Below are 2355 nucleotides of genomic sequence, written 5' to 3'. Positions count from 1 at the left end.
CGGTGCCGGTGCAGCGGTTGTCGCGGCCGCCGGCGGCGGCGTCGCCGAAGTTCGGGGCGTTGAAGTCGGAGGTGAAAGGTAAGCAGAACACCCTGGCCGCGCATCCGCCGCCCGCGTCGAAGGCGAACGCTGCGCAGGCTGCGGCGAAGGCGCCGGCGGATGATAAGCAGGCGCAGGGTAAGGCGGCGAACGCGGAGAAGATGAACGCGGCCCAGCCGGGGGCGTTCGATAAGGCGGCGTTCATCGCCGCGGTCAACAAGGCCATCGCTGACCAGGCGCCGAAGAATTTGGATGAGGCCGACAGCTTCGGTGACTCCGGTAAGGCCGACGCGGTCAAGGGTCAGGTCCAGGGTCGGGTTGGTCAGGGTAAGGAGCAGTCGGCCAAGCAGATCGAGACCACCACCAAGGCCGCCCCCGACACCAGCCAGGCTAAGGAGAAACCGGTCACCCCGTTGACCAAGGAACCGGCCCCGGCGAACCCGGGGACACCGAACCCGGCCAACGCGGTCCCGGACAAGGCCCCCGCAAGCGCGACGGACTTCTCGGCCGGGCCGGCGCAGGTTGATCAGGAGATGGCCGGTGCCCAGGTCACCGAGGAACAACTCGCCAAATCCAACGAGCCGGAGTTCACCGGGGCGCTCAAGGAGAAGAAAGCCGGCGAACAGCACGCCGCGACCGCCCCCGGCCAGGTGAGGGCGGCCGAGAATCAGACGTTGGCCGACGCTAAAGCAGGCGCCCAGGCCAGCGCCGCCACCTCGGTCGAAGCCATGCGCGGGCAGAAGGCTGCCGCGAACAACGCGGTGGGGCAGGGTCAGCAGGGTGCCCAGGGTAAGGACGAGTCGAAGCGGGCGCAGGTCACCGCGAAGCTGCAGACGGTGTTCGATGCCACTCAGAAGGATGTTGAGGGGATCCTGACCGGGCTGGACAAGAAGGTCGACGACGCGTTCTCCACGGGGGAGAAGCAGGCTCGGGATGCGTTCACCGCGGAGCACAAACGGCGGATGGACGAGTACAAGGACAAGCGGTATTCCGGGTTCACCGGGAAGCTGAAGTGGGTCAAGGACAAGTTCGCCGGGCTGCCCGACGAGGCCAACCAGATCTTCGTGACCGCCCGGCAGGGTTATGTCACGAAGATGCAGGGCGTCATCTCGACTGTTGCCGACGTCATCGGTGCCGAACTCAACCGGGCCAAACAGCGCATCGCGACCGGGCGGCAGCAGTTGCAGGCCGAGGTGCAGAAGCTGCCCGCCGATCTGCAGGCGGTGGGTAAGGAGGCGGCGGGGGAGTTCGCCGGGAAGTTCGACGAGCTGACCGAGAGTGTGGATGCCAAGGGCAAGGAACTCGTTCAGACCCTGGCCACCAAGTACAACGAAGCGTTGAAGTCGGTTGATGCGGAGATCGACGCGGAGAAGGAGAAGAACAAAGGCCTGATCGCCAAGGCCGTCGACGCGGTCAAGGGTGTCATCGACACCATCCTGAAACTCAAGGACCTCCTCCTCGGCGTCCTGGCCAAGGCCGCCCAAGCCGTCATGGCCATCCTGAAGGACCCGATCGGGTTCCTCGGCAACCTGGTCTCCGCCGTCGGCGCCGGCCTCAAAGCCTTCATGAACAACATCGGGTCGCACCTCAAGAAAGGCCTGATCGGCTGGCTGCTCGGGAGCATGGCCAACGCCGGCATCCAGCTCCCCGACAAGTTCGACCTGCGCGGCATCCTGTCCATGATCGCCTCCCTGCTCGGTTTGACCTGGGGCGCCATCCGCGGCCGGATCGTCCAGAAGGGCATCCCCGAACAGGCGATGACCGCGGTTGAGGCCGGGGTGCCGCTGATCGGGAAACTGCAGTCCGGGGGTATCGCCGGGGTCACCGAGGAGATCAAGGACCAGGTCGGCGACCTGAAAGAAAACCTGCTCGGCAAGATCAGCCAGTATCTGATCCCGACCGTGCTGATCGCCGGGATCACCTGGATCGTCTCGCTGTTGAACCCGGCCAGTGCGTTCATCAAGGCCTGCAAGATGATCATCGACATCGTCACGTTCATCATCGACCGCGGCGCCCAGATCATCGAATTCGTCAACGCCGTCCTCGACGCCGTGATCGCCATCGCCGGTGGCGGCGCGGGCGGCGTACCCGCATTGATTGAAGGGGCGTTGGCCAAGTCGATTCCGGTGTTGATCGGGGCGCTGGCCGCGATTCTGGGTATCGGCGGCATCGCCACCAAGGTCAAATCCTTCTTCCAGGCGTTGTCGAAGCCGGTGATGAAAGCGGTCGACTGGATCGTCAACAAGATCGTCGCCCTGGGCAAGAAGATCTGGGCCAAACTCAAGGCCAAGGCGAAAGGCAAGGGCAAGGACGGCA

At 64.9% G+C, this 2355-nt stretch carries 1 pseudogene; it reads left to right on the top strand.

The annotated features are described in order from the left end of the window. Positions 1 to 71: 71 nt before the first annotated feature. A pseudogene (locus tag AB0M54_RS47835) lies at positions 72 to 2355 on the top strand (hypothetical protein); the annotation flags it as partial.

Origin of the sequence: Actinoplanes sp. NPDC051470, assembly GCF_040682035.1 — a bacterium.
Lineage (GTDB): Bacteria > Actinomycetota > Actinomycetes > Mycobacteriales > Micromonosporaceae > Actinoplanes.
The sequence above is the reverse complement of the archived record's forward strand: the minus strand, read 5'-3'. Positions and strand labels throughout refer to the sequence as shown.